Source organism: Pyramidobacter porci, from assembly GCF_009695745.1.
GTDB classification, from domain to species: Bacteria; Synergistota; Synergistia; order Synergistales; family Dethiosulfovibrionaceae; genus Pyramidobacter; species Pyramidobacter porci.
Map to the genome: position 1 here is coordinate 1 of NZ_VUNH01000019.1, position 1256 is coordinate 1256.

Here is a 1256-nt window from a genome sequence, read left to right on the forward strand (position 1 = left end):
TGAAAGGGCAGGTAGATAGCAATGGACAAGAACAGCGACAAGTACATCCGCGAAGTAGACGCCGAGATCGCCGACATCATCGTCGAAGAGTACCGCCGTCAGAACCGCCAGATCGAGCTGATCGCCTCGGAGAACTTCACCTCGCGCGCCGTCATGGCCACGATGGGTTCCGTGCTCACCAACAAGTACGCCGAAGGCTACCCCGCCAAACGCTACTACGGCGGCTGCGAAGTCGTCGACAAGGCCGAGAACCTCGCCCGCGACCGCGCCAAGAAACTCTTCGGCTGCGACCACGTCAACGTCCAGCCCCACGCCGGCAGCCAGGCCAACATGGCCGTCTACTTCTCCCAGCTCCAGCCCGGCGACACCATCCTGGCCATGAACCTCACCGACGGCGGACACCTCACCCACGGCTCCCCCGTCAACTTCTCCGGCAAACTCTACAACATCGTCCCCTACGGCGTCAGCCGCGACACCGAGACCATCGACTTCGACCAGGTGCGCGAACTCGCCCGCAAGCATCATCCCAAGATGATCGTCTGCGGCGCCAGCGCCTATCCCCGCGTCATCGACGCGGCGAAATTCCGCGAGATCGCCGACGAAGTCGGCGCGCTCGTCATGTTCGACATCGCCCACATCGCCGGCCTCGTCGCCGCCGGAGTCCATCCCAACCCCGTGCCCTACTGCGACTTCGTCACCACCACCACCCACAAGACCCTGCGCGGCCCCCGCGGCGGCATGGTCATGTGCAAAGAACAGTACGCCAAGAAACTCGACTCCGCCGTCTTCCCCGGCATGCAGGGCGGCCCCCTCATGCACATCATCGCCGCCAAAGCCGTCGCCTTCGCCGAAGCCCTCAAGCCCGAGTTCAAAGTTTACCAGCAAAAAATCGTCAGCAACAGCAAGCACCTTGCCGAGAAGATGATGGAGAAAGGCTTCCGCCTCGTCTCCGGCGGCACCGACAACCACCTGATCCTCGTCGACCTGACCAGCAAAGGCGTGACCGGCAAACAGGCGCAGATCGCGCTCGACCAGGCCGGCATCACCGTCAACCGCAACACCATCCCGTTCGAGAGCCTGAGCCCGATGGTGACCAGCGGCGTGCGCATCGGCACGGCGGCGGCGACCACGCGCGGCTTCGGCCACGAGGAGATGGAGAGGATCGCCGGCTGGATCGACCGCGTCGTCACCCACATCGACGACGAAGCGGAGATCGGGAAAGTCCGCGCCGAGATCACCGAGCTCTGCGAGGCAAA

At 63.9% G+C, this 1256-nt stretch carries 1 protein-coding gene; it reads left to right on the forward strand.

The genetic code is table 11. From position 1 onward, the window contains the following. Positions 1 to 21: 21 nt before the first annotated feature. On the forward strand, positions 22 to 1256 hold a 1235-nt coding region (locus tag FYJ74_RS11565; RefSeq protein WP_154529719.1), incomplete at its 3' end, for a serine hydroxymethyltransferase.